Source organism: Microbacterium sp. cx-55 (assembly GCF_021117345.1).
In the GTDB taxonomy this organism is placed as follows: domain Bacteria; phylum Actinomycetota; class Actinomycetes; order Actinomycetales; family Microbacteriaceae; genus Microbacterium.
In genome coordinates this window covers 882482-907563 of record NZ_CP088261.1, presented here as the reverse complement: position 1 = coordinate 907563, position 25082 = coordinate 882482, and the positions used below count along the sequence as shown (strand labels likewise).

At 66.5% G+C, this 25082-nt stretch carries 21 protein-coding genes; 9 read left to right on the top strand and 12 right to left on the bottom strand.

The window, feature by feature from the left end:
* Nucleotide 1: 1 nt before the first annotated feature.
* Together glf and LQ938_RS04205 are read right to left on the bottom strand one after the other, a co-directional pair.
* Nucleotides 2-1138 (bottom strand): UDP-galactopyranose mutase, encoded by a 1137-nt coding sequence (gene glf, locus LQ938_RS04210; RefSeq protein WP_223721929.1) that lies wholly within the window; start codon nucleotides 1136-1138, stop codon nucleotides 2-4.
* A 26-nt stretch (nucleotides 1139-1164) separates the two neighbouring features.
* On the bottom strand, nucleotides 1165-1686 hold the full coding sequence (locus LQ938_RS04205) for a GtrA family protein (protein WP_223721928.1): 522 nt from the start codon (nucleotides 1684-1686) through the stop codon (nucleotides 1165-1167).
* A 167-nt stretch (nucleotides 1687-1853) separates the two neighbouring features.
* Here LQ938_RS04205 and LQ938_RS04200 point away from each other — a divergent pair, with 167 nt between their 5' ends.
* The 3 genes from LQ938_RS04200 to LQ938_RS04190 are packed head-to-tail and all read left to right on the top strand — an operon-like array spanning nucleotide 1854 to nucleotide 4607.
* Entirely contained in the window at nucleotides 1854-2687 is an 834-nt protein-coding gene (locus LQ938_RS04200) for a glycosyltransferase family 2 protein (RefSeq protein WP_223721927.1), read from the top strand.
* Nucleotides 2688-2713: 26 nt separating this feature from the next.
* Nucleotides 2714-3688, top strand: a complete 975-nt coding sequence (locus LQ938_RS04195; protein ID WP_223721926.1) for a glycosyltransferase — start codon at nucleotides 2714-2716, stop codon at nucleotides 3686-3688.
* Nucleotides 3672-4607, top strand: a complete 936-nt coding sequence (locus LQ938_RS04190; protein WP_223721925.1) for an NAD-dependent epimerase/dehydratase family protein — start codon at nucleotides 3672-3674, stop codon at nucleotides 4605-4607. The genes LQ938_RS04195 and LQ938_RS04190 overlap by 17 nt, the downstream gene beginning before the upstream one ends.
* 27 nt (nucleotides 4608-4634) lie before the next feature.
* Here the strand turns inward: LQ938_RS04190 and LQ938_RS04185 are convergent, their stop codons facing one another.
* Nucleotides 4635-6809 carry a hypothetical protein gene (locus LQ938_RS04185; RefSeq protein WP_223721924.1) on the bottom strand — a complete coding sequence of 725 codons (2175 nt, stop codon included), beginning with the start codon at nucleotides 6807-6809 and terminating at the stop codon, nucleotides 4635-4637.
* 60 nt (nucleotides 6810-6869) lie between these two features.
* On the opposite strand from LQ938_RS04185, the gene LQ938_RS04180 reads away from it, so the two are divergent.
* Nucleotides 6870-8738, top strand: a complete 1869-nt coding sequence (locus tag LQ938_RS04180) for a hypothetical protein (RefSeq protein WP_223721923.1) — start codon at nucleotides 6870-6872, stop codon at nucleotides 8736-8738.
* Nucleotides 8739-8815: 77 nt separating this feature from the next.
* Here the strand turns inward: LQ938_RS04180 and LQ938_RS04175 are convergent, their stop codons facing one another.
* Nucleotides 8816-11209 (bottom strand): hypothetical protein, encoded by a 2394-nt coding sequence (locus tag LQ938_RS04175; RefSeq protein WP_223721922.1) that lies wholly within the window; start codon nucleotides 11207-11209, stop codon nucleotides 8816-8818.
* 112 nt (nucleotides 11210-11321) lie between these two features.
* On the opposite strand from LQ938_RS04175, the gene rfbA reads away from it, so the two are divergent.
* Genes rfbA through LQ938_RS04160 form a run of 3 tightly spaced genes read left to right on the top strand, consistent with a single transcriptional unit; the run spans nucleotide 11322 to nucleotide 14654 of the window.
* The gene (rfbA, locus tag LQ938_RS04170) at nucleotides 11322-12191 is read left to right on the top strand and encodes a glucose-1-phosphate thymidylyltransferase RfbA (protein ID WP_223722532.1); all 870 of its coding nucleotides are present in this window, start codon (nucleotides 11322-11324) and stop codon (nucleotides 12189-12191) included.
* Between the two features lie 4 nt (nucleotides 12192-12195).
* Nucleotides 12196-13197 carry a dTDP-glucose 4,6-dehydratase gene (rfbB, locus tag LQ938_RS04165; RefSeq protein WP_223721921.1) on the top strand — a complete coding sequence of 334 codons (1002 nt, stop codon included), beginning with the start codon at nucleotides 12196-12198 and terminating at the stop codon, nucleotides 13195-13197.
* A 44-nt stretch (nucleotides 13198-13241) separates the two neighbouring features.
* Complete coding sequence (locus LQ938_RS04160) at nucleotides 13242-14654, top strand: sugar nucleotide-binding protein (protein ID WP_374197475.1); 1413 nt, start codon at nucleotides 13242-13244, stop codon at nucleotides 14652-14654.
* Here LQ938_RS04160 and LQ938_RS04155 read toward each other — a convergent pair.
* The gene (locus tag LQ938_RS04155) at nucleotides 14639-15571 is read right to left on the bottom strand and encodes a glycosyltransferase family 2 protein (protein WP_223721919.1); all 933 of its coding nucleotides are present in this window, start codon (nucleotides 15569-15571) and stop codon (nucleotides 14639-14641) included. The genes LQ938_RS04160 and LQ938_RS04155 overlap by 16 nt on opposite strands.
* Nucleotides 15565-17256, bottom strand: coding sequence for a glycosyltransferase (locus LQ938_RS04150; protein ID WP_223721918.1), 1692 nt, complete (start codon nucleotides 17254-17256; stop codon nucleotides 15565-15567). Before LQ938_RS04150 ends, LQ938_RS04155 begins: the two co-directional genes overlap by 7 nt.
* 151 nt (nucleotides 17257-17407) lie before the next feature.
* On the opposite strand from LQ938_RS04150, the gene LQ938_RS04145 reads away from it, so the two are divergent.
* Together LQ938_RS04145 and LQ938_RS04140 are read left to right on the top strand one after the other, a co-directional pair.
* Nucleotides 17408-18277 (top strand): ABC transporter permease, encoded by an 870-nt coding sequence (locus LQ938_RS04145; protein ID WP_223721917.1) that lies wholly within the window; start codon nucleotides 17408-17410, stop codon nucleotides 18275-18277.
* Nucleotides 18261-19001, top strand: coding sequence for an ABC transporter ATP-binding protein (locus tag LQ938_RS04140; protein WP_223721916.1), 741 nt, complete (start codon nucleotides 18261-18263; stop codon nucleotides 18999-19001). The genes LQ938_RS04145 and LQ938_RS04140 overlap by 17 nt, the downstream gene beginning before the upstream one ends.
* Before the next feature lie 39 nt (nucleotides 19002-19040).
* Here LQ938_RS04140 and LQ938_RS04135 read toward each other — a convergent pair whose 3' ends face one another.
* From LQ938_RS04135 to LQ938_RS04110, 6 genes are all read right to left on the bottom strand, one after another.
* A complete protein-coding gene (locus LQ938_RS04135; protein WP_223721915.1) occupies nucleotides 19041-20147 on the bottom strand; it encodes a glycosyltransferase in 1107 nt (368 codons plus the stop codon).
* Between the two features lie 63 nt (nucleotides 20148-20210).
* The gene (locus LQ938_RS04130) at nucleotides 20211-21683 is read right to left on the bottom strand and encodes an LCP family protein (RefSeq protein ID WP_223722531.1); all 1473 of its coding nucleotides are present in this window, start codon (nucleotides 21681-21683) and stop codon (nucleotides 20211-20213) included.
* A 2-nt stretch (nucleotides 21684-21685) separates the two neighbouring features.
* The gene (purE, locus tag LQ938_RS04125) at nucleotides 21686-22153 is read right to left on the bottom strand and encodes a 5-(carboxyamino)imidazole ribonucleotide mutase (protein ID WP_223722530.1); all 468 of its coding nucleotides are present in this window, start codon (nucleotides 22151-22153) and stop codon (nucleotides 21686-21688) included.
* Nucleotides 22154-22277: 124 nt separating this feature from the next.
* A complete protein-coding gene (locus LQ938_RS04120; RefSeq protein ID WP_223721914.1) occupies nucleotides 22278-23414 on the bottom strand; it encodes a 5-(carboxyamino)imidazole ribonucleotide synthase in 1137 nt (378 codons plus the stop codon).
* Nucleotides 23415-23486: 72 nt separating this feature from the next.
* A complete protein-coding gene (locus tag LQ938_RS04115; protein ID WP_223721913.1) occupies nucleotides 23487-24050 on the bottom strand; it encodes a PH domain-containing protein in 564 nt (187 codons plus the stop codon).
* A gap of 104 nt (nucleotides 24051-24154) precedes the next feature.
* On the bottom strand, nucleotides 24155-24955 hold the full coding sequence (locus LQ938_RS04110) for a biotin--[acetyl-CoA-carboxylase] ligase (RefSeq protein WP_223721912.1): 801 nt from the start codon (nucleotides 24953-24955) through the stop codon (nucleotides 24155-24157).
* Between the last annotated feature and the right edge of the window lie 127 nt (nucleotides 24956-25082).

Genomic DNA, 25082 nt, shown 5'->3' with positions numbered 1-25082 from the left:
ATCAGGCCAGCTGGTTGTTCCACATCGACAGCGCTGCGCCGATCGCCATGTGCATGTCGAGGTACTGGTAGGTACCCAGTCGACCTCCGAAGTGCACGCCCTGCTCGCCCTTCTGCAGGTCGCGGTAGGCGAGCAGCCCAGCCCGATCCTCGGGCGTGTTGACCGGGTAGTAGGGCTCGTCATCGCGCGTGGCGAAGCGCGAGTACTCGCGGACGATGACGGTCTTATCGGTCGGGTACCGGTCGGCGCCCTCCGGGTGGAAGTGCTTGAACTCGTGGATGCGGGTGTACGGGGTGTCTGCATCCGCATAATTCATGACGCTCGTTCCCTGGAAATCGGGGATGTCGAGCACCTCCTGCTCGAAGTCGAGGGTGCGCCACGACAGCTCACCTTCGGCGTAATCGAAATAGCGGTCAACCGGGCCCGTGTAGACGATGGGGACCTGACCCACGGTCGCGGCCTTGTTGAGCGGCTGGGACGCATCGAAGTAGTCGACGTTCAGCTGCACCTCGATGTTCGGGTGATCGGCCATCCGCTCGAGCCACGCCGTGTAGCCGTCGACCGGCAAGCCCTCCCACGTGTCGTTGAAGTACCGGTTGTCGTAGGTGTAACGGACGGGAAGGCGAGAGATGACCTCGGCCGGCAGGTTGTTCGGATCGGTCTGCCACTGCTTCGCCGTGTAGTCGCGGATGAACGCCTCGTACAGGGGGCGGCCGATGAGCCCGATCGCTCGTTCCTCGAGGTTCTGCGCCTGCTTCGGGTCGAACTCACCGGCGAGTTCCTGAATCAACGCCCGCGCCTCGCCCGGCGTGTACGCGGCCTGGAAGAACTGGTTGATCGTGCCGAGGTTGATCGGCAACGGGAAGACGATCCCCTTGTGCGTCGTGTAGACGCGGTGCACGTAGTTCGTGAACGCCGTGAATCGGTTGACGTACTCCCACACGGTCGGGTTCGAGGTGTGGAACAGGTGCGCGCCGTAGCGGTGAACTTCGATGCCCGTCACGGGCTCGTTCTCGGTGTAGGCGTTACCGCCGATGTGGTGGCGGCGGTCGATGACCGTGACCTTGCGACCCGCCGCGGCGGCGCGCTCGGCGATCGTGAGGCCGAAGAAACCCGAGCCGACAATAAGCAAGTCCACGAAGGACCGTCCTTTCGTTGAAGAAGTCAGCGCTCGTCTGAGGAACGCGCAGAGCTCCGGTGGTGGGGCGCATCCTCTGTCGGGGACTCCTCGATGACCGCCCCCGTGCCGAACGCGTCGACCCGATCACCGCGGAACGAGAATGCCTTGTGCAGCGCGAACGTCGCGATGACCAGGATGACCGTGATCACCAACTGGCTCAGCAGTTTCTCTCCCTGCCCGTTGAGTCCCAGCACGGTCACCGCGAACAACCCAAGGGCGAGGTTCGCGGCGAACGATCCGAGGGTCACGGAGGAGAACCTCACGAACTCCCGGACGATGCGCGCGCTGCTCCGGAAGACGAACCGACGTTGCAGAGCGAAGGACGTCACGTTGGATATCAGCCAGCTGAGCGCCGTCGCGATGGCGAAGTCGCCGGGAACCTCGAAATGGTGCAGCGTGATCAGGAACACCGAGTACAGCCCATAGGAGAAAGCCGTGTTGATCCCTCCGAAGAAGAGATACCTCACCTCGGGACGAGCCGCGACGGTGGAGAGGAACGTCCGCACCTCTTGATGTTACCTGCCCGCTCCGTGGCCCCACGCAGGACCCCCAGACACCTGCGGTATGCTCGACAACCGCGGCGTGCCGCGCATTCGCGGAGTGTCGCTCCCGGATGCGGTGGGCGTAGCACCTCCCCCGGCCGCCCGACGGCCGCCGCTACGAAAGGACGGGCATGAGCGCTGCACCCCGCGTCTCGGTGGTCATCCCCGCGTACAACAACGGCCGCACGATCGCCGAGACCATCGACTCGGTGCTGGTGCAGGACGGCGTCGAGTTCGAGGTGATCATCGCCGACCACTCGTCGACGGACGACACCCGGGCGCAGATGAACCGCTATGCGGACGATCCGCGTGTCCGGTTACTGGACACCCCCGCCGGCGGGGGCGCTCCACGCAACTGGAATCGGGTCACGGACGGGGCCCGGGGTGAACTGCTCAAGCTGGTCTGCGGCGACGACGTGCTCCGCCCCGGCATCCTCGCGCGTCAAGCGCGGATCCTCGACGACCCGGCGGTGGCGCTGACCGCCTGCCGACGCGACATCATCGACGCGTCCGGTCAGGTGCTGATGGCCGGATGGGGCCTTCGAGGCATCAAGAGCCGCATGCCCGGAGTGGCCGCCGTCAGACGCGCCGTCCGGGCCGGGTCCAACCCGTTCGGCGAGCCGGCGTCGGTCATGATGCGCACCGCCGCCCTGCGGGATGCCGGCGGATGGTTCGGCGATTTCCCGTACCTCATCGATCAAGCCACCTACTCGCGCGTCCTGCTGTCCGGCGACTTCGCTCCCGACGGCGAGGTCGGCGCAACGTTCCGAATGAGCTCGACCCAGTGGAGTGTGGCTCTGACGAAGGACCAAGCCTCCCAGGCACGCGGTTTCCATCTCTGGTTCCGCCGCCACCATCCCGATGCGCTTTCGCGCGCCGACGTCGCGCTGGGCAACGCCCGAGCGCGGATCATGGCTCGCGCGCGCCGCATCAGCTACAAGATTCTCGAACGGAGGATGCGGTGACCACTACCGCGCAATACGTGCACAGGATGTCTGTCGTGATCCCGGTGTACCAGGGGGAACGAACCCTCAGATCGGTGCTCGCCGAGATCGAGCCGCTCACCCGAGGGTTCGTGACGGCCGACGGATATCACGCCTCCGTGGATGAGGTCGTGCTCGCGTTCGATCACGGTCCCGACCGGTCGGCAGGAGTCATCCGCGAACTCGCCGCCGAGTTCCCGTATGTGAAACCCGTCTGGCTCAGCCGCAACTACGGGCAGCACGCGGCGACCCTGGCCGGCATCGCGTCGTCGGGCGGCGAATGGGTGGTCACGCTCGACGAGGACGGCCAGCACGATCCCGCCGCCATCGGTTCGATGCTCGACACGGCGATGCGCGAGGAGGCGGACGTCGTCTACGCGGCGCCCACCAACAAGCCGCCCCACGGATACGTGCGCAACTCCGCCTCGCGCGTCTCCAAGCGTTTGCTCGAGACCATCTTCGGCGGGGGCAAGGCATCGCACTTCAACAGCTACCGGCTCGTGCTCGGCGAGGTCGGCAGAAGCGTGGCGGCGTATTCTGGCACCGGCGTGTACCTCGATGTCGCGCTCTCGTGGGTAGCCGCCCGCATCGTCACCTCTCCCGTGACGCTCCGCGAGGAGGGCGACCGTCGATCCGGGTACTCTTACCGGCGCCTGATGGCGCACTTCTGGCGGATGATCCTCACGTCCGGCACACGCGGACTGCGCCTGGTGACCGGCGCGGGTCTGCTGTTCGCCGGTGGGGGCATCCTCTTCGCCCTCTACCTGATCATCGTGCGACTGGCCGGGGTGGAGATACCGGCGGGGTGGACGTCTCAGATGGTCCTGACGGCGCTGGGAACGGGGGCGATCCTCGTGGCGCTCGGCATCATCGCGGAGTACCTCGGCCTCGCGGTCAACATGGCCCTCGGCAAGCCGGCGTACCTCATCGTCCGCGATCCGCAATCCGGTCCGTTGGGCCACCGGCATGCCGACGCCCCATAGGTGGATCATCGGACGGGGCCTGCTCGGCTCCGCCATCGACCGCACGGGGTCGGCGGAGGCCTTCCACGTCGCGGTGGACTGGGCCGACTCGGCGGCGACGCTGACGTCGCTGACGGAAGGACTCGATGAGTTCCTCCGGAAGGTGCGCTCCGCGGCGGAACCGTGGGAGATCTACTGGAGCGCGGGCCGTGGCGTCACCTCGACGCCGCGCGACGTCGTCATGGCGGAGGCCGACCTCTTCGAGCAGTTTCTGAGCGTCGTCGCCGAGCGCACCTCGGAGGCGGATTCCGGGGTATTCTTCCTCGGTTCGAGCGTCGGTGGCGCGTATGCCGGCAGCGACCGACCGCCCTTCTCCGAGGCCACCGCGCCGGCCCCCCTGTCGGCGTACGGGGAGGCAAAACTCCGCATGGAGGCGTCGCTGCGCTCCTTCGTCGACGGAACCGCACACCGGGCGTTCATCGCACGCGTGACGAACCTGTATGGGCCGGGCCAGGATCTCGGCAAGGGCCAAGGACTCATCTCGGTCATGGTCGACGGCTACGTCACGGGACGCCCGGTCAAGGTCTACGTCTCGCTCGACACCCTGCGGGACTACATCTACGTCGACGACTGCGCCCGGGTGATCTCCGCCGCGATGGATCGCGTGAGCCGGGAACCCGAGGGAACCGTCGTGACGAAGATCGTGGGCTCGATGACCGCCCTGTCGATCGGCGCCATCGTGGGCGAGCTCTCGCGGCTGCGGCGCAAGCCCGTCCCCCTCATCCTCGGCCAGGGCAACGCCACGGGGCAGGCCCTCGACCTGCGTGTCCGATCGACCGTGTGGCGTGACCTCGACGGACTGGTCGCCACGACACTCCCGGCCGGACTCGGCGCCGTGTATCAGGCGCAGCTGCGGTCGCACATGCTGTCGGGCCTATAGCCCGCCGACGCAGATGCGCGTCGGCGCTTATGCCCGTCGCCGCGCGCGGGCGCGCACCGCGAACCAGAGCGTGTAGGAGAGTGCCAGCACGCCGGCGAGGGCGGCGGCGGCGACTTCCGCCGTCCATCCGGGCGGCGAGAACTGGACGCGGATCGTCGAGCCGACGTCCGACGGATCCAGAGCGACCGACAGCAGGAAGCCCCGATCGGGTGCGGCGAGTTCCGCACCGTCGACCGTGTAACCCGGCCAGGCGAGACGGCTCATCACCACCTCGCTCCCGGACTGTGCGACGGAATCGACGGTGAACGTCACCGAGGTGTCGTCGTGCGTGACGTTCGACACCGTGACGCCATCGGAGACGCGGGCGATTCCTCCCGCCCGGGGAAGCTCGTCCGTGCGGTGGAGCGTCCAGGTGAACTCGCCCTCGTCAGCCGTCCATCCCGCGGGCGCTCGGACGTCATCGAGGCCTTCTCCCTTGATGACCACCACGGTGTTAAGCGCCATGTCGTCGGCGATCGTGGGTGAGCCCTCGAAGAGCGTGTCGAGTGCGTCGGCGCAGGTCCACCCGCGGATGTCCACGCAGAGCTGATCCGCGTACGACGTGAACGGCAGCACGGTGTACACCGAGGCGACGTCCTTGCCGGTCGTGTACCAGAGGTTCGCGACGAGCGACTCCTCGTACGAACGGGGGTCCCTCTGCAGGGAGTAGACATCGCCGACCGTGAAGATCCCGTCGCCCATGCCGGAGGCGACATCGTGCATGGCGGACACCGACGACGGGACGTTGAAGTTGCCGAGCGGGCTGGACGGGTACTTCGCGATCTGGGGCGCGATGACCACGAGCGACGCGATGAGCAACCACCCCGCAGCCGCCTTCCCGCCCCGGCCGCCCACCCGTCGATGGAGGAGGGCGAAGAGAACGCCGAGCTGGATGAGCACACCGACCGCCACGACTACCCACGACGAGGGCTGCGCGGCCCACGCGAGCCATCCGGAGACGACCGTGATGAGGGCGGCCACCAGGATACGGCGCGGCGACACCCGCTGTGGCCAGCCGCGTGAGGCGACGACCGCGATCAACAGCGCGACCACCATCACGACGTACGGCATCATCCGTGCGGGGTAGCGGAGCGGCCCCACCACGCTCGGCCCGATTACTAGAGCGAGAGTGACCCCGAGGAGCACAAGCGGCACACGAAGGTCCCGCAAGGACGCTCGCCATCCGGCACTAATGAGCACCAGCAGCGGAAGCAGCCACGTCACGTACTGCAGCGGAACGGGGAGAAAATCTCCCCAATACCCACGAACAGAGCTGACCCCTGTTGCGATCGGCGAAGCTGCGAGGTCACCCAGATCCATGTTCAAGAACAGGTCGTTCAGGATGTCGGAACCAGCCCGTCGAGTCACGGGAGCTGTAAGAACACCGGGAAGGTAGACGAACACCGTCAGAAGCGCCGGGAAACAGCCCAGAAGTGCAACGCGCAGGGCTTGTGCGCGGTTCTTCGCGGCTATCGCGAACCCGAGAAATACGAAGAGCAGAATGGCTAGCTCGATGACACCGAACACGTACCCGATCGTGACGAGCAGGTAGGAGGCCACGAAGAACGGCAGGGGCCCCCTCGCGCCGTCAAGGTGCCGCTTGAGGGCCCACCAGACGAAGGCGAAAAGTGTTGCGTTCTGCAGACCGGTCACCCAGGATGGCGCGTCCATGAAGATCGTTTGGCCGCCCGCAGTTGCCGTGAATCCGGCGACAGCTGCCCACCACGGTTGCGCCCCGTAGGCTCTCGCCAAGAGAAACACGCCGATGCAAAGCGCCACGAGGAACACGAGTTTGACGAGCGTCACCGCAACGGTCGCGCCGTCTCCGACATGCATACTGAGTGCGATGAGCCAGGTGAGGGGGTTCCAGATACCCCACTGCCCCTCTGCCAGGTAGTTACCTCCCTGCCATGCCCCGGGAGAAAGAATCGGCAGCTGCCCCTCAAGAAGCCGCGATCCGAGGCCGTACCACTGCCCGAAGGCGCCGAGCTGCGTGTCGTCCCAGAACAGAAATCGAGGCTCCCTGACCAGACGGGCCAGCATCATCGCCATGACCGCCGCGACGCTGGCAGCCAGCCACAGCACCGGGGACTGCCGCCAGCCCGGCTTCTGCACCGATCCGTCGGGTGTCGATCGATCTTCGGTCTCGGTCAGGCTGTGCACCGTACGAGGCTACCCGGGGAACAATCGGAGTCTCGCAGGCCAGTGTCTAGACTTGGCCGAATGCGCCCTTTTCGTACCCTCGACCGGTGGTTGCTCGGCACAGCGGCGAGCGTGACGGCGCTTGCCGTCGTCCTTCTGCAACAGCTCGGTCAGCTTCGTGCGGGACGGAATCCGCTGCAGTTCCTGCGCACCGAGTTCTGGCACGATCAGCTCGGCTATCTGGCGATCGCCGCAGATGTCGCTCACGGGCACTTCGACAACTCGGAACCCGTCACGATGACCGGGGTGAGCCACTACCCCCGGCTGTACTACTCCTTCGTCGGACTCATCGCCCGCCTGTTCGGGCTCCCCACCGTCGTCGCCTGGAACCTGACCTCGTTCGTGCTGCAGTTCCTCGCCGCCCTCGCTCTGTCGCTCGTCGCCGCAGGACTCGCCCACCGTTGGTGGGTCGCGTTCGCGGGCGCGCTCCCCTTCTTCACGGGCACGTTCGCGTACCTGATCGCCGGCACCGAGAACGCCTGGTACACCCATCTCGCCGCGCACGCCGTGCTGTGGGGCCCGTACGGGGTGCTGTTCTCCAACAACGCCGAGACCGCAGGCCTCTGCGTGGGGATCATCGCGCTGAGCGCCCTGGTCTGGGCGTGGCGGGGCACCGCACGCCGAGGCACCCGAATCGTTTTGACCATCACGGCGGCGGCCGCGGTGGGCCTGCTCTCCAGCTTCCAGACCTACTCGTTCCTGACTCTCACGTACCTGCTCGTGTTCGGCGCGGCGACGGCCGGGGTGATCGCCGCACGGCGCCGTACACCGACCCTCGTGATCACGGCGCTGCTGCTGGTCGCCGTGTTCGTCCTGGGTCCGCTGTCCGCCGACACCTTGGGCCAATTGCCGACCCTGGTCCTCGGCATGATCCCGGCATTCCCCGGCCTCGTCGTCGCGATCGTCCGTACCCGGGGGCTCGTCGGCATCGCGGCCGTCGCGGCCGCGGCGACGGCGCTGCCGCAGATCACCTACACCGTCCTCGGCATCGTGAGCGACGACCCGTTCCTCGACTATCGCGTGGCATCGAACCACATGCTCGGAGTCGTATCGTGGCAAGCCGTCGTGGGAGCGGCGGTCGTGCTCACCGCGCTCGTCGGCGTGCTCATCACGGCGTCATTCCTCCGCGACCGCCTCACCCTCACGATCTCCATCACCGCGCTGATCGCACTGCCGCTTCTGACGGTGAACGATGTGTGGGGTGCGAACGCGGAGCCCTACCGCTTTTGGATCGAGGGGATTCTCCTCGGCTCCGTCCTCGCCCTGCTGGGCATGGCTCGGCTGGCCGGTCTCATCCTCTCTACGCGCACGGTGCCCGGCCGCGAGCTCGACTCGGACCCCGCAGTATCCACCCCCGCGCCGAGACGCGCTGCCGCTGTGTTTCTCGCGACCGTCCTGGCCTCCGGGGTCCTGTGGACGGGCGCGCTCCCCGACTGGGTCAACTCGCTCCGTGACGGACAGATGCAGGCCGCTTGGGATCCGGGCACGGAACGGGAGCTCGCGATCGCGGAGCTCGCCTCGATGCCGGCATTCTCCGAGGAGGGCGGCCTGCTCACGACGGAACGCTGCATCGACAATCGCACCGCGAAGGTGACCTCCGGCGCGGCGATCGCCAACTACCACCTGGGAATGGCGTGGCCCGACGACCGTTCCGCCATTGACAGCATCATCGCGGCGCGCGACGCGGGCGGTCTCGATGTCAACGCGATGCACCAGAGTGGAACGCGTTGGGTTCTCACCGACTCGAGCTGTGACTCGGATTGGCAGAACGAGTATCAGAGCGTGTTGACGCCTGTGGACTCGATCGACTATCGGCTCGCCCAGGATGAAGTCATCGGCGCCGGAAGCCAGAGCGACGGCACCATCACCCTCTGGCGCCTCACGGACTGACCGACCCCGCGCGCCCCCGTTAGGCTCACTCACCCCAGGCATGAGCGCCGAAACGGTTGCCCCTGTTGCCCTCGCCGCTATCCGACGGCCGCGCCCGCCGGCATCGCGTTCAGTGCGTCGGGCGACACGGTCAGCACGCGCGGTGCGGCGCCGCCGTTCAGCTGGAGGAGGGCGTTCCACGACGTGACGTAGCGCAGTTGTCCGCCCGAGGCAACGAACACATCCGCGGAACCCGCGCGCTTCACCGCGACCAGGCCCAGAGTGTCGGTGCCGCGAGAGACGGTAGCGCACGCCGCCGCATCGAGCACCGTGGGCGTGAACCCGCGTGCCGCCTGCTCCGAAACCGGCCACATTCGCCCCTCCGCCCCGAAGTACGTCATGGTGCCGCACCGGATCCAGCTCGAGAGCTGAGAGCCGCGCGGCAGACCGGTGGCCTGTGCATCCGGGATCACCCGGTAGCTGAGAGCGATGCCGAGATCGGCGGCGAGCCCCCCGGACGGAATCCAGTACGTGTTCGCGGCGCCCGTGAGCAGGAGGTCCGGCGAGGAGGCCGTCTTGACGACCGACCCGGCCAGCACGGGAACCCCCTCGGGGATCCCGTCCCGCGTGCCGCGGCCCACGGTGATGATCTGCGGCGCGGCTCCACCGTTCTGCGCGACCAGGGCCGACCACGAGATCGCGTAGCGTCGCGAACCGCGATCAACGACCCACACGTCCGCCGAATCCGCGGTCTTGATCGCCAGCACTCCGGCGATCTGCCCGTCCCGCGCGGAGAACTGAGCACACGTCGCGGCACCCGCCGAGGTCACGCCCAGTCCGGTGGACGACGGATTCGCGAGAGCGTTGAGCCACCCGGCGACGGGCAGATACGTCGCGCCGTTGCAGGAGAGCAACGGGGTCACCGTCCCGGACATCTTGTAACCGCTGAGCTCTTCCGGGCTGACGACCGCGAGGGAAGACCCGTCGCGGTTGTAGTCGGCCACGCTGTCCCACGTCGGCACGTATAGGAGCTTGTCGTAGTCCACTGTGAGGTAGACGGTCTGGTCGTTCGCCGCCTTGACGAGCTGCGCCGGTGCGAAGACCAGGCTCCGCTTAGGAGCCGCCAGGTAGAGGTCAGTGTTCAGGTACGGCGCGTACGGGGTCGTCCGGACGTCGTTGTTCGCCGATCGCGCGGCCGCGGCGTTGTACAGCGGCGTGACCGTCTGCCCGTCCTCGAATCGTCCCCACCGCTCCCCACCGCGCACACGGAAGAACGAGCCAACGTCGGCTCCGGTCGGCACGCGGGCCAACAGGCCCGCCGCCACGTTCACCGGCGCGGCGCAGGATCCGCCCAGGCCGGCGACCAGCTCGCAGCTAGGAATCGCATGTCGCTGGCCGTCTTGGATGAGCGCGATCGCGCCCGTCGTGGAGTCTCGGAGGACGGCACCCGCGGCCCCGGAGAAGGCGAGCGACGAGATGTACGGGGCCCCCACGACGCTGGCCGCGCCGAACACCCGCGACAGCTCGATGTAGTCCTCAACGTTCCCCACATGCCATCGGGCACCGTTGCTGACCAGCCATACCGTCGCGTCCGTCGCGAGTTTCACCAGGACGGTCGTGGAGATCTGCGTACTCCCGAACCAGTCCGTGAAGTAGTTGTAGAAGTTCCTGTTGCCGTAGGCGGAGCATCCGTCGCCGAGACCGTACCCGGCGCCGAGCGCGGCCCCGTTGGGCTGGTAGGGCGTGTAGTAGTAGAGGTTGGCGGTCGCCTGGTTCTCGATGTACACCGGCGAGGAACCGCAGTTCGCATTCGGGTTGTACCGGACGTTCCAGGTCCTGCCCGGCGCGTAGTACGTGAAGAACTTGTTCGCGCTGTAGATCTGAAACTGACGCGCGGCACCAAGCACCTGGTTGTAGAACCCGTAGTAGCGGGTGTCGCAGGCGGCGGTGTCGGGGCATCCCTGTCCCATCGCGATGGTGAAGTTGTCTTTGCTCGGCGCACGGTTGGTGACGAGGCTCTGCTCTTTCTGCAGCGTGACCAGTAGCACCTGAGGATTCAGCCCGCAGGCCTGAGCGACCTTGTAGATGATGCGCGCTGCCGACTCGTTCGCGGCCCCGTCGTAGGTCGAGCAATAGGCGTCACCCGCACGGGTCACGGTGTCCTGCTGATAGTCACGCAGACAGGTGTACCCGCTCTGACACGACGTCACGCGCTGACGGAGGAAATCCGAGATCTGCGCTTCGGTCATTGTCGAGGAATTGAAGAAGACCTCGTTGGAGATGATGTTGCCCGGCCGGAAGCCAGCGAGGTCGGCGGCGGGGACGATGCGGGATGCGTCTACACCGTCGCTCACTGCGGCCGGCGCCACCGAGGCGGGCAGTGCGGCGTCGACGGCCGGTGCCACCGCGATTGCCGGGGATGCCGTCATCCCGCTGACCAGCACGGCAGCGGACAGCAGCGCGACCAGAAGGGTACGCGCGTGAGCGCGCACGGGACGATTTTTACTATGCATCACAGTGGCCATTGTTACCGACGAACGGTTCGAGAGCCGGCAGGCCGGGCGGAAATTCGGCGGCGCCGCCACCACCTGCCACAATGGACGAGTGAAAGGCATCATTCTGGCTGGTGGTTCGGGGACTCGGTTGCATCCGATCACGTTGGGGGTGTCGAAGCAGCTGATTCCGGTTTATGACAAGCCGATGGTGTATTACCCGTTGACGACGTTGATGCTCGCGGGTGTGACGGAGATCTTGGTGATCACGACACCCCACGATGCGCCGCATTTCCGGCGTCTGCTCGGCGATGGGTCACAGTTCGGGATTTCGTTGTCGTTCGCGGAGCAGGCGTCGCCGGATGGGTTGGCGCAGGCGTTCACAATCGGCGCGGACCACATCGGCGACGACAAGGTCGCCCTCGTCCTCGGCGACAACCTGCTTTACGGACCCGGATTGGGCACGCAGCTGAAGCGTTACGCGGATGTTGATGGTGGGGCGGTGTTCGCCTATTGGGTGGCGGAGCCGTCCGCGTACGGGGTGGTGGAGTTCGATGATGCGGGCAGGGCGGTGTCGTTGGAGGAGAAGCCGGTGGCCCCGAAGTCGAATTATGCGGTGCCGGGGTTGTATTTCTACGACAACGATGTGGTGGAGATCGCACGGGGCCTGAAGCCCTCCCCCCGTGGCGAGTACGAGATCACGGACATCAACTCGGCGTATTTGGATGCGGGGAAGTTGCAGGTCGAGGTTCTCCCCCGCGGGACGGCGTGGTTGGACACGGGGACGTTTGATCAGATGCTCGACGCGGGCGAGTACGTGCGAACCATGGAACGGCGCACGGGGATGCGGATCGGTGTTCCCGAGGAAGTCGCGTGGCGGCAAGGATTCCTCACCGACACGGAGCTCGAAGAGCGTGCGGTGAAGCTGGTGAAGTCCGGGTACGGGGCGTACCTGCTGGATATTTTGAAGAGGGGCAAGTAAACGCATGGTCCGGAAACTTCTCGTGACCGGCGGTGCCGGGTTCATCGGTTCGAACTTCGTCCACCACGTCCTCACCCACACCGATGACCACGTCACCGTCCTCGACAAACTCACCTACGCCGGAAACCTCGCCTCCCTCGACGGGCTCCCCGCGGACCGGTTCCGATTCGTCGAAGGCGACATCGCCGACCAGGGCCTCGTGGACACGTTGTTCGGTGAGGTCGATGCGGTCGTGCACTACGCCGCGGAGTCCCACAACGACAACAGCCTGAACGACCCCCGCCCGTTCCTGGACACGAACATCATCGGCACGTACACGCTGCTGGAAGCCGCACGGAAACACGACCGCCGGTTCCATCACATCTCCACCGACGAGGTCTACGGGGACCTGGAACTCGATGACCCGGCCCGGTTCACCGAGAACACCCCCTACAACCCGTCCTCCCCCTACTCCTCCACCAAGGCGGGCTCGGATCTGCTGGTGCGGGCGTGGGTGCGGTCGTTCGGCGTGAAAGCCACGATCTCCAACTGCTCCAACAACTACGGCCCCTACCAGCACGTGGAAAAGTTCATCCCCCGCCAGATCACGAACGTGATCCGCGGGATCCGCCCCAAGCTCTACGGGGCCGGCGAAAACGTCCGCGACTGGATCCACGCCGACGACCACTCCTCCGCCGTCCTCACCATCCTCAACAACGGTGTCATCGGTGAGACGTACCTGATCGGTGCCGACGGGGAAAAGAACAACAAAGACGTCGTCGAACTGATCCTCACCACGATGGGTCAACCCGCGGATGCGTACGACCACGTCACCGACCGCCCCGGACACGACCTCCGCTACGCGATCGACTCCACCAAACTCCGCACCGAACTCGGCTGGACTCCGAAGTACCAAAACTTCGAACAAGGCATCACCAACACCATCACCTGGTACCAAAACAACGAACCCTGGTGGTCCCCCACCAAAGACAGCGTCGAAGCCTTCTACGCAACCAAAGGACAGTGACGACCCCGCCGGGGCGCACAGCAAGATCGACGTAGTGGTGGGCAATCGTGACTGACTTCGGCAAGACCCTCAGACTTACGGCGACCCCTATCCCGGGCTTGGTCGTGCTGGATTTGCCCGTGCACGGCGACTCGCGCGGGTGGTTCAAGGAGAACTGGCAGCGGCAAAAGATGCTCGATGTCGGCCTCCCCGACTTCGGTCCGGTGCAGAACAACATCTCCTTCAACGACGCCGTCGGCACAACCCGCGGCATCCACGCCGAACCCTGGGACAAGTTCGTGTCCGTCGCCACCGGGAGAATTTTCGGCGCCTGGGTCGACCTGCGCGATGGTCCCACCTTTGGGACCGTGTTCACTACCGAGCTCGATCCCACCCAAGCGATCTACATCCCCCGTGGTGTCGGCAACAGTTACCAGACCCTGGAACCCGATACGGCGTACACCTACCTCGTCAACGATCACTGGTCACCGACCGCGTCGTACTCCTTCCTGAACCTCGCCGACGAAACCGCCGCGATCGACTGGCCCATCCCGTTGGATCAGGTCGAAATCAGCGAGAAAGACAAGAATCACCCCCGCCTTGCGGGTGTCACTCCGATTCCCCCGAAGCGGACTCTCGTGATCGGCGCGAACGGGCAACTCGGCACGGCTCTCCGCGCTGCGTTCGGCGACGAGCCGTCCATGGAATACGCGACCCGCGACACCCTCGACATCACCGCACCCGGCCTCGGCTCCGCACGCCGGTGGCGGGACTACGACACCATCATCAACGCCGCCGCTTACACCGCCGTCGACACCGCCGAAACCCCCACCGGACGCACCGCCGCGTGGGCCGCGAACGTCACCGCCCTCACCACCCTCGCCGGCATCGCCACGACCTACGGCATCACCCTCGTCCACGTCTCCAGCGACTACGTCTTCGACGGCACCAAACCAGGCGCATACGCCGAAACCGACCCCCTCTCCCCCCTCGGCGTCTACGGGCAAACCAAAGCCGCCGGCGACGCCATCGTCACCACCGTCCCCCACCACTACATCATCCGCACCAGCTGGGTCATCGGCGACGGCAACAACTTTGTCCGCACCATGGCCAACCTCGCCGAACGCGGCATCAACCCGAGCGTGGTCAACGACCAAGTCGGACGGCTGACATTCACCTCGACTCTCGCCGCCGCGATCCAGCACCTGGTAACGACGCGACCGGGCGGCGGCATCTACAACGTCACCAACAGCGGTGAACCCATGTCCTGGCACGCGATAGCGCGTTCGGTGTTCACCTTCACCGGTCACGAACCGAAACGAGTATCCGCCACTTCCACCGCGGAGTATTTCACGCGATCTACCGCACCGGTCGCCCCACGACCCGCGAATAGCGTGCTGGGTCTCGACAAACTAGTGGCATCGGGCTTCAGCCCCACCGACGCCATCGACGAACTCCGCCGCTACCTGCGCGAATGAGTATTCGGGCGCTTATCCTCGGGTGAGTGGTCGGGGAAAGCCACCTGGGGGTTGAAGGTTACTCCAGCGAGCCATTTCTTGAAGAGTCTCGCGCGCAGCGGCAGCGGCACCCGGCCTCGGTGCAGGCTGACCGCCAGTCGCGCACCGAACTCGATGTAGTACAAGAGCCCTCGATGGTGGAAAAGGTACGACGCTTCGTTGCGGACGCCGTGTTCGAACTTCCACACGCTCGCGGGATCGACCATCCCGAAGTTGACTCCGCGGTTCTCACCCATGTCGTGGATAACGACGCTGTCGAGCACTTGGACGCCCGGGCACCTGCGCGTAAGCCGCAACGTGTACTCGCGGTCGTCGAACCAGATGAAGTACTCGGCGTAAGGCAGGCCGTACTCCGCGATCGCCCACCGCGGGACCAGCACCGAGACGAACGAGCACGTTGTCACCATGACATTGCGCTGCCCTTTGACCAACAGTCGCCCCCAGTCCCAGGTGGGGACCGGATTGTTCATCTCGCAGATTGTTCCGTCGGTGAACTTGACGACGGAGCAGGCGAAGGGGACATCCGGTCCGAGCTCATCGACCGCGTCGGCGAATCCGCGCGTGAGCTCCGCAAGCGCCGTCGACTCGGGGTAACAGTCGTCGTCCATGATCCAGACGAAGTCGGCGCCCGTGCCGTATCCGCGCCGCATTCCCTCGGCGAAACCCCCCGCCCCGCCGACATTGCGCGGCATCGTCACGACGTCGATTCCGTCCTGATCGCGGAGTGTCGCCAGATACTCCCGCGTGCCATCTGTTGAGGCGTTGTCGATAAGGATGAGCGTCTCAACGGGCTCAATCTGCGCACGAACGGACTCGATAACCGCTTTGAGTTTCTCGAGACGATTGAAAGTCACCACAACTGCAGCTGTCGTTACCATCCGCTGATCTCCTCTTGGAACCATTCGCTCGCGGAACGCTGCGCGAGCAGCCCCCGCTCGGCTGAGAGCTCGTCTATCCAGAGCTTCTTCCGAGAAATCTCGTCACCCACCAGCCCGGACACGACGCGCGTCAACTCCCGCGCCGCGGCGTGCGCCCGACGCGGAACCAGTGCGCGGTTCGGGATCAGATCGCCCTGCCCGCCGACGGCCGTGGACACGACGGGTACTCCGTGCGCAATCGCTTCAAGCGACGTCAGGGTCAGTCCTTCGTTGTGCGACGGAACGACGAGAACGTGGGCTTCATCGAGCGTCATGGACACCGCGACGGACGAGTTGCGGCGCCGGATGCGGCCCTCCATCCCCTGCGAGCGGATGACATCGTCAAGCCAACTGGAGAGCTCGCCATCCCCGTGCATGATGAATTCGACGTTGGGCAGACCCCGCATTCGTCGCGCCATGCTGACGAATACTTCGGGAGCCTTCTGCCGGGATATCCGACCGACGAAGGCAACCACGAATGACTCATCTGGTGCGCGATCCCGGAAGACGGGGGTCGACACGTCGACGGTCAGACCGCCCAACGGCGCCATCACGATCTTCTTCGGATCGATCCGCTGCACATCGGTCATCCAGCGCGCCAACGACGGGGAGATCACGTGATGCGCCGTGATAACTTCCTCCACCATCGCGCTGCTGAGCGGGTATCCGCCGCCTCGGTACTCGACAATGTGAGTGGAATCGACGATCGGAATGTTCGGGCGCGACTTTCTGATCCAGTGCAACCGGTCGTAAAGCCATTGGTTGTGATGGACTACGACACCGCGCACGTCGAACTCGCGCATAAGCGCACGGAGCAACTCTTCGACGCCGGGCGTCTGACTGAGCGCCGTCGCCTCCGAAAAGGGAATGAGGAGGGCCCCATCCAGCTCGGGTCTACCGATCCACGGCTGATGGGAATCACGGTTCGTCAGGACGATTGGAATGAGCCCCGCTTCCCGTGCGAGACGCACGGTCTCGAATGCCCACCGCTCGGCACCACCCAGCTCAAACCAGTGGAGACCGACGATCACTGCTCTAGGGGCGTCCGCGTGAAACGTGTAAGCCGGGATGATCTCCGAATCGGCATGAGAATGTCCGCCTCCAGGATGGAATTCCTCCTCGTATCGGCGGCGCGGGGCGGAGGTCAGTAGCGCGCGCCGGTGCCGGAGAAGCTCAACATCCCGCGCCTCGTCATACCACAGGGGCGCTTTCGCTCGAATTGCCCGCAGCACGCGACGCACAGGATCGGGGGAGATATCTCTCGGCGGGTCGAAGTCGAGTACCGCATCACGGGAGACATGCAGGTGGCGCGTTTCCCGCGAAGACAGACGCAAGCTCGGCTTCTCCGCCACGATTGCAGGGCGTTCCTCAGGCCGGACGCGACTCTCGATGTCGAACGAGAAGATTCTCTTCCGAAATACCCTGGACATTCCGGTGAAGGTTGAATCGTCAGTGGTTCGCGGCAGGGTGGTCCAGTCCCCGTCGTATCCGTGAATCGTGAGGGTTTGGCCAGGTGCCATCAGTGCGTGGAAGTTAAGCGCGCCCACCAACAAACGGCGCTCTCGAACGCTCAACTCATCGAGAGCTGCAGGAGCGGTAGCGATCGTGAAGAGGGCGGGCTGGTCAAGGGCGGTTTCGAGTGTCACGTGCGCAATCTCAGGCTTCTCTTTTCCGGAACTCTTCGACCTTACCAGCGCGCTCCACGCCGTCCGGAGCGCCAGGCGGCTCATCCACATGACGTCCCCGTTAGGATTGACGAGGTCCGTCCGACGGGCACCAAACCCGACAAGGAGGGCGATGACACTTCCGCCTGCTGTGCAGCACCCACAGATGGAAGAACCAGGGCGCGCCGGTGGACTCCTCGACGTCTTCCGAAGGCGCTATCTGCTCTCTTTGATCGTGCGCAAAGAAGTCCAGATCCGCTACCGGGGATCGGTGCTCGGTTGGCTCTGGTCCTACGTCAAACCGCTGGTCCAGTTCGTCGTCTTCTACCTGGCCATCGGCGTGTTTCTCGGGATGAACGACAGGGTTGAGTATTTCCCGATCTACCTACTCGCCGGCAACACAGTCGTCACGTTCTTCAATGAGGCGTTCTCTAACGGCACCCGCTCGCTGGTGGACAACTCTGCGCTGATCAAGAAGATTTATCTGCCGCGCGAGATGTTCCCGGTATCGAGCATGCTCATCGCCGCGGTGAACACGCTCCCGCAGATCGCGGTGCTGATCGTCATCTCCCTGTTCTTCGGGTGGCTGCCCTCGCTCGCGCACATCGCCGCAGTCCTCCTGGCGCTCGCCATCGTCGCCATGCTGGCAACGGGGCTAGGGCTCCTGTTCGGGGCGATCAACGTCACCTTCCGCGACGCTCAAAGCTTCGTCGAGATCATCACGATGTGCGCTGTCTGGGCCTCACCGGTGATGTATCAATGGGAGATGGTGGCACAGAAGGTGCCGGAGTGGCTCTTCGTGCTGTATCGGTTGAACCCCCTCACACCCGCGATCGAACTGTTCCACTACGGAATCTGGTACCCGCTCGACCCGGCCGGCGGTCAGCTCCTGCCAGGTCTCTGGACCTTTGCGGGCATCGCTGCCGCCGTGTCCTTCGGCTTCATGGTGATCGGCCAGATCGTCTTCCGCCGATTGGAGGGGCGTTTTGCCCAAGACCTCTGACCTCGACGTCCCCCGTATTGTCGTCGACAATGTCCGGAAGGATTTCAAGCTCCGCCACACCCACTCCATCAAGGAGACATTCCTCGCATCGGTGCGGCGCCGACCGCTGACTACCGATTTCCATGCCCTGGACGGCGTGTCCTTCTCCATCGGCGAGGGCGAGTCGGTCGCCCTCCTCGGCTTCAATGGGTCGGGCAAATCGACCATGCTCAAGCTGATTTCCGGAGTACTGCGTCCCGACAAGGGGGCCGTGCTGACGCGCGGACGCGTCGCGGGGCTCATCGAGGTTGGTGCTGGTTTCCACCCCGATCTGTCGGGGCGCGAGAACATCTTCCTCAACGCCGCGATCCTCGGTATGAGTCGACGCGAGACCCAGGAACGCTACGACGAGATCGTCGCCTTCAGCGAGATCGAGAAGTTTATCGACACCGAGGTCAAGCACTACTCCTCCGGCATGTTTCTTCGCTTAGCGTTCTCGGTCGCCATCCACACCGAGGTAGACATCCTCCTCATCGATGAAATCCTGTCGGTCGGCGACGAGCCCTTCCAGCAAAAGTGCCTCGCACGCATCCGCGAGCTACATGCCGCGGGAAAGACACTCGTCGTCGTTTCGCACGACCTCGACATGGTCTCGGCGCTCTGCAACCGAGGGGTCCTGCTTCGGGACGGCGAGCTGGTGTTTGACGGGCCGAGTCACGAGGCCGTCGCGATGATGCGCGTCTGACGCCGGCTCTTCGAGCACTTCGCCTAGCGGCGCCCGCTCCTACAGCTCGGCGTGCAGCGCCCACACGCGCTCGGCGTGGTCGCGCCACGCGAACGCCTTGCCGCGGTCGGCGGCACGCACCGATGCGCGTCGTCGATTCGCGTCGGTCGACAGCACTTCGGCGAGCGCTTCGCCCAGGCCTTCCGCCGGCGCGAGCGAGCCGCCGTCGAGCAGAATCTCCTGGTGGATCGGCGACGCGACCGCGACGACGGGAACCCCGAGCGCCATCGCTTCCACCACACGCCACGGGAACGCGGTCAACGCGGAGGGGGCCACGACGGCGAGGGCCGCACCGAAGACGGCGGCACGATCCGCGGGCGACAGCGAAGCCTGCGAATGCACGACCTCGGCGCGAAGGCCCGCGGCCGCGGCGAGGTCCTCCACCCGCGACTCTCCACCCTCGGCGATATCGAGCACGACCACCGCATGCTCATCGCCCAGCGATGCGATCGCGGCCAGGCCCGCGGCCAGCGCGGCATCATCGCAGCGACCACCGGCGAGCACGATCAGCTCATCGGGCAGCATCAGCTCGCGACGACGACCGACCGCATCCGAGGGCACGGCGAACCCGAGCGGCGCGGCGCCGGGAATCACACGGATGCGGGAGTGCAGCTTCGGCGATGCCTCGGAGAGCCGCTCGGCAAGAGCGTGGGCGGGCACGATCACGGCATCGGCGTACTTCTCCGCACGCTTCACCATCGACCGATGCCACGCGACCGCGCCCCGCGGCATCGCGTCCGGCACCTCCCACGCGCACAGATCCCAGACCGTAATGACCGTCTGATCGTTGTCGTTCACACGGTCGTGCCGCACGAGGGGCGCCATCAGCGAGGGCGCGTGGATGAGCCCGCGATTCAGGCCCGGGGCAATCCCGAGCTGCCACGCGGCCGACAGCTTGGCACGCGTGAGCGGCGCCTTCGTCACCTCGGCGACGGCCGCCGCATCCGGAACCGATCCCTCCGACCCGGCCGGCACGATCGCCTCGACGACGCAGCCCCGGGGCGCGGTAGCCACGAGTGCACGGGCGATCTGCGTTTCGGCCTCCGCCACGTCCGCGTCGACGACGTCGACGAGCTGGTCGAGCACCACGCGCAGAGAGACGGTCACCCTCCGAGACTAACGAGCACCCGTCCGCCGCCCCTGAGAGACACCGCAGAGGGACGAAATCACTCAGCCCGCGGGAGTCTCCGTTGCCGCGACCGGATGCAGCGTCTGCTGCACGAGCTCCTGCACGTGCGCGTAGTCGGGGTTGCGATCGTCGATCCCCGTCGCGGGCGTCATCTCGACCGTGGTGACCGGCTGCTCTTTCGCCTTCATCGCGAGTTCGACGAAGTAGCCGAGCATCGACTGCGGAATATCGGTCTTGACCAGGTGCTGCCCGGCCGTCGCGACTTCCTGGAAGCGGGTCAGGACGTTCGCCGGCGTCGCCTGCGCGAGGATCGCCTCCTGCAGTTCGCGCTGGCGCCGCATCCGATCCCAGTCGTTCGTCGTGTACCGAGATCGGGCATACCACTGCGCGGTGTTGCCGTCCATGTGCTGCTCGCCGGCCTCGATCCAGCCGATGGCCCAGTCCTCGGCCGGCTGCCCCGCGTACGCCGGGCCGCCACCCTCGGGAAGCCGCTCGGTCACGGTGATGTTCACACCCCCGAGGGCATCGACGAGCGCCGCGAAACCATCCATATCGATGAACGCGTAGTACGGGATCTCGATGCCGAGAATGCCTTCGGCCGCGTCCTTCGTCGCCTCGACACCGGGCTCGGAGCCGTTGTCCACCGCATCCGGATACAGCTCGTTGCCGTCCTGGCACACCTCGACCTCGGTGCGGAGCTGGTTGATGCCACTCCCCCAGCCGCAGGTCTTGCTGTCGTGGCTCTCATGACCGTCGGGGTACTTGTCTTGCATCGGACCCGGAGCGAAGGGGAAGTTCGGCATGTCGCGCGGGATGCCGAAGATGCTGACGGCGCCCGTGTCGGCGTTGACGGAGACCACGGAAATGCTGTCGAAGCGCATCGAATCGCGCCCCTCGCCGCTGTCGGCGCCGAGCAGCAGGATGTTGTAGTACCCGTCGACCGGCGGGATCGCGGGGCCGGACTGGGTGAAGACGGAGCTGAGCGTGTCGCGGACGGCCCCCGTCGCGTTCGACGCGTAGACGGCGCCGCCGGTGCTCAGCACCATCACGACGATCGCGACGATTCCGGTGCCGATCCGCGCCCACGGCTCGATCTTCACGAACCGCACGAGCCGCAGCGTGTCGATGGTGAGCACCGCCCAGAGCACGCCGTACAGCAGCAGCACCCCCTGAGCGATGAGAAGAGGCAGGCTGCGGAGCGCGCTCAGCCACTCCGGAATCCACGTCGCAGCAGCGATCCCGATGATCGCGCTCGGCGACAGCAGCGCGATCGCGCCGCCGACGATCACGACGCCCCAGAGGAACAGCGTCGCACCGAGACCGATGCGACCGAGACGCCGATTACCGGCGAGAACCTGCGCCGACCCCGGAACGAGGATGTTCATCCCGACGAGCCACCACGCGCGGCGCGTCATGCCCGCGCGCGACGAGCTGTCGGGATAGCGGAGCGGATACGGGTTGACGACGCTCCGCGATGAAGCACCGGCACCGCGCGGACGAGCGGCGCTCGTCACGCTCACAGGGAATCCTTCAGACGCTGGTTCTTCTGCTCGACGACGTCTTCGAGCTCCCGCGCGTACGCTTCGATGCGATCCGCGAGCGCGGAGTCCGCGACCGCGAGGATGCGGGCGGCCAGCAGCCCCGCGTTCTTCGCGCCGCCGATCGACACGGTCGCCACCGGAATCCCCGCCGGCATCTGCACGATGCTGAGAAGCGAATCCAGTCCGTCGAGAGTTGCGAGCGGCACGGGCACACCGATGACCGGCAGCGGCGTCACCGATGCCAGCATCCCGGGAAGGTGCGCAGCGCCGCCGGCTCCGGCGACGATGACCTTGAGTCCGCGGGCGCGCGCATCACGGCCGTACCGGTGCAGCTTGTCGGGCGTGCGGTGGGCGGAAACGACCTCGACCTCGTGCGGCACGCCGAACTCGGTCAGCGCCTCGGAGGCCGCGCTCATGACGCGCCAATCGGAATCAGAACCCATCACGACGCCGACCAGAGGCGCGTCGGAGGAATGCAGTGGCCGGGTCACCCGTTCAGGGTAGGCCGCAGTGCTGTGTGTTCGCGGGAACGGCGCGCACCCGCATCGATCCGCGCCTGCTTCGCGTTCAGTCGAGGAAGACGGATGCGGCGGCGCGCGCTTCGTACGCGACGTCGTCGAGGTCGTCGCCGGTCACCGTGACATGCCCCACCTTGCGGCCCGGGCGCGGCGCTTTACCGTACGTGTGGATCTTCGCCCGCGGGTGCGCGGCCATCGCGTCGGCGAAGCGGCCATCGAGGGTTCCCTGCGACGGGCCGCCCAGCACGTTGATCATGACCGACCAGTCCGCACGCGCCGACGGGTCGCCGAGCGGCAGGTCGAGCACGGCACGCAGGTGCTGCTCGAACTGGCTCGTCACGGCGCCATCCTGGGTCCAGTGGCCGCTGTTGTGCGGTCGCATCGCCAGTTCGTTGACCAGCACACGATCATCGACCGTCTCGAACAACTCGACCGCCAGCATCCCGGTGACGCCGAGGCCCTCGGCGATCGCGATACCGATGCGCTCGGCCACCTGAGCGAGCCGGATGCCGGCGCGCGGGGCGGGTGCTACCACCTCGGCGCAGACGCCGCCCTGCTGCACCGTCTCGACCACGGGGTACGCGACGATCTCACCGGACGGGCGCCGCGCCACCTGCTGCGCGAGCTCGCGGGTGAACTCCACGAGCTCCTCGACGAGCAGCGCACCGCCCCGCCCGTCTTCGGCGAGCGCGGCGAACCAGTCGTCGGCCTCGGTCGCGGCGTTGACGACCCGCACACCCTTGCCGTCGTAGCCGCCGCGCGGCGTCTTCACGACGGCGCGGCCGCCGTGGGCGTCGAGGAAGACCTGCAATTCGTCGGCGGATGTGACCGCGGCCCAGTCCGGCTGCGGCATCCCGAGTTCGGCGAGTCGCGCCCGCATGACGAGCTTGTCCTGTGCGAACTGCAGCGCGTCGGGCCCGGGGTGCACCGCGACGCCCTCGCTGACGAGCGCACGCAGCACGTCCTGCGGCACGTGCTCGTGATCGAACGTGACGACATCTACCTCACGGGCGAACGCCCGGACGGTGTCGAGGTCGCGGTAGTCGCCGACCTGGGTCGCGGCGAGGGATGCGGACATCCCCTCCTGCTCGGCCAGCACCCGGATCTCGAGTCCGAGTTCGACCGCCGGGGCGATCATCATCCGGGCGAGTTGTCCTCCGCCCACCACACCGACACGCACGGTCATGCGACTCCCTTTCGTCCCGGCCATTCTCCCCCACACCGCTCCGCCGTGTTCTCGGCGCCGCGTCGTGCCGGCCTAACGCCCGGGAAGGGGCGGCGCGGGCGGCAGCGACTGCCCGTCGCGATGGGCGAGGATCTGGTTCACCTCGACCTGGTCGACGAGCACCTCGTGCACGAGCGCGACGTGCGGGATGTTGCGGATGACGAGAGGGCGTTCCACCCCGTCGTCGAGGCTCAGCGAACCGGTCCGCCACATGCGTTGCAGAATTCCGCGGCGTTCGGTGATCGCGTAACCGCGGACATGGGTGAGCTCACGCCCCCGACGTCGGAGGATTCCGGAGCGTTCGATCACGCGGCGCGTGGTGATGACGTACGTGTGCGACCACCAGACCAGAAACGGCAGCAGCACGAACAGGAAGACCACGACGCCCGCGGCGGTGAGCAGCATCCAGTCCTCGAAGGGCGACGGCAGGTTGCTGTAGAAGAAGCCGACCGCACCGGCCACGGCGATCAGGATCAGCGCCGACCAGGTGAGCCGGCGCGCATGATGCCGCGTGCGCACGATGCGGCGTTCGGGCGTCGGAACGCCGGGCGCGGGCGTGAGCGGTCGGGACAGGCCGAGACCGGTCGGCTGGGTCATGCCCTCATTCTGACGTGCGCCACCGACACCGCGTCGCAGCACACGCACGGCGACGTCGATCGGTGCGTGTTCGTTGCCGCTCGGATGGGCCCCATCGGCCGAGGTCAGGGGGTAGGACGGACGTGGGTCACGTCGCCGGCGGCGACGGCAACCTCGGCGCCGCCGGTGACGACGACCAGCCGGCCCGCCTCGTCGAGGCGATCGGCGCGTCCCTCGAGCACGGTGTCGTCGGGCATCGACACCCGGACCCGCGCGTCGATGGTCGTGCACATCCGCGTGATCTCGTCTCGGATCCCGGATGCGGTGGCGTCTCCGCCTGCCGCGATCAGCTTCTGGAGCAGTTCGTCGAGCGCAGAAAGATAGTCGGCGAGCAGACGGTCATCGTCGGCGGCTCGCCCCAGCACCTCGAAGGACACGGCGGTGGACACCGGCAGGTCGGCCTGCGGCATCCGCGTGTTCACGCCCGCACCGATGACGATCGCGTCCGGATGATTCGGCACGGCCTCGGCGAGGATGCCGGAGATCTTGCCGCCGCCGGCCAGCACGTCGTTCGGCCATTTGAGTCCCACGTCGTGCGATTCCGGGAGCTGGGCGGCGACCGCCCGGGTCATCGCCGCGCCCGCGATCAGGGGCACCCAGCCGCGCGCCTGCGCCGGAATCCCGGGTACGCGCACGACGACCGACACGGCCAGCGCCGTGCCCGCGGGCGCCGTCCAGGTGCGGTCCAGGCGGCCGCGGCCATGCCGCTGATCGGTCGTGAGCAGAGCGGCGAGGTGCGGCCATCCGGCGTCATCCTGCACGACCGCCGCGACCACATCCGCGTTCGTCGAATCGGTCGTCTCCACGACCTGCAGACGCGGACTGATGGCAGCGGCGAGCGGAAAGCCCTCGGCGGGGATCGACATGGCGCCCACCCTACGCGCGGCCGCATCCGGTGGTGTCGACTTGACACGCCGCGATGGGCGGGGCGTAGTGCTCGCGCGGCGCGCCGCTCGCGGGGTTGCGCCGAGGTGCGCGCCGCGCCGCGGGCCG

Bases quoted from the DNA above. Each gene is read 5' to 3' on its own strand.
- LQ938_RS04200 (WP_223721927.1), top strand. From the start codon at position 1,854: ATGAGCGCTGCACCCCGCGTCTCGGTGGTCATCCCCGCGTACAACAAC.
- LQ938_RS04195 (WP_223721926.1), top strand. From the start codon at position 2,714: ATGTCTGTCGTGATCCCGGTGTACCAGGGGGAACGAACCCTCAGATCG.
- LQ938_RS04190 (WP_223721925.1), top strand. From the start codon at position 3,672: ATGCCGACGCCCCATAGGTGGATCATCGGACGGGGCCTGCTCGGCTCC.
- LQ938_RS04180 (WP_223721923.1), top strand. From the start codon at position 6,870: ATGCGCCCTTTTCGTACCCTCGACCGGTGGTTGCTCGGCACAGCGGCG.
- rfbB (WP_223721921.1), top strand. From the start codon at position 12,196: ATGGTCCGGAAACTTCTCGTGACCGGCGGTGCCGGGTTCATCGGTTCG.
- LQ938_RS04155 (WP_223721919.1), bottom strand. From the start codon at position 15,571: ATGGTAACGACAGCTGCAGTTGTGGTGACTTTCAATCGTCTCGAGAAA.
- LQ938_RS04145 (WP_223721917.1), top strand. From the start codon at position 17,408: ATGACACTTCCGCCTGCTGTGCAGCACCCACAGATGGAAGAACCAGGG.
- purE (WP_223722530.1), bottom strand. From the start codon at position 22,153: ATGGGTTCTGATTCCGATTGGCGCGTCATGAGCGCGGCCTCCGAGGCG.
- LQ938_RS04120 (WP_223721914.1), bottom strand. From the start codon at position 23,414: ATGACCGTGCGTGTCGGTGTGGTGGGCGGAGGACAACTCGCCCGGATG.
- LQ938_RS04115 (WP_223721913.1), bottom strand. From the start codon at position 24,050: ATGACCCAGCCGACCGGTCTCGGCCTGTCCCGACCGCTCACGCCCGCG.
- LQ938_RS04110 (WP_223721912.1), bottom strand. From the start codon at position 24,955: ATGTCGATCCCCGCCGAGGGCTTTCCGCTCGCCGCTGCCATCAGTCCG.